Here is a 380-nt window from a genome sequence, read left to right on the forward strand (position 1 = left end):
GATCCCATGCGCTAACTCAAAACTTTTATTCATGCAGGTACTCTCGATATTCTTAGCTTCACATCAATTTTTGGTAGCACTACCTCGCGAGAAATAGCCCAAATATAAGCGATCATTTCTCTGGCAATGGCCGTAACGACCACATTACGATGTTTGCCTTTGTGCATGAGTCGATTATATCGTCTGCATAACCTCAATTGTGCTTGCCATGCCATATCGATGATTTCTTTACTTAACCCTTCCTGCCTTAATTGCATTTCTTTTGAAATATTGGCGTTGTGTTTATACGAATGTGCACCTTCGACCAGTAGTCGTCTTGCACGGCTGTTACCGCATTTGGTAATAGCACCTAAATGGCGTTTATCGCCACTTGAATGTTC

The 380-nt window shown here is 41.8% G+C and carries 1 protein-coding gene; it reads right to left on the reverse strand.

Translation table 11 applies throughout. The annotated features are described in order from the left end of the window. Positions 1–29: 29 nt before the first annotated feature. Positions 30–380, reverse strand: a 351-nt coding sequence (locus H4J67_RS20075; protein WP_182204935.1) for a transposase, incomplete at its 5' end; no start/stop codon positions are given.

This window comes from Colwellia sp. BRX10-4 (genome assembly GCF_014077465.1).
Lineage (GTDB): Bacteria > Pseudomonadota > Gammaproteobacteria > Enterobacterales > Alteromonadaceae > Colwellia_A.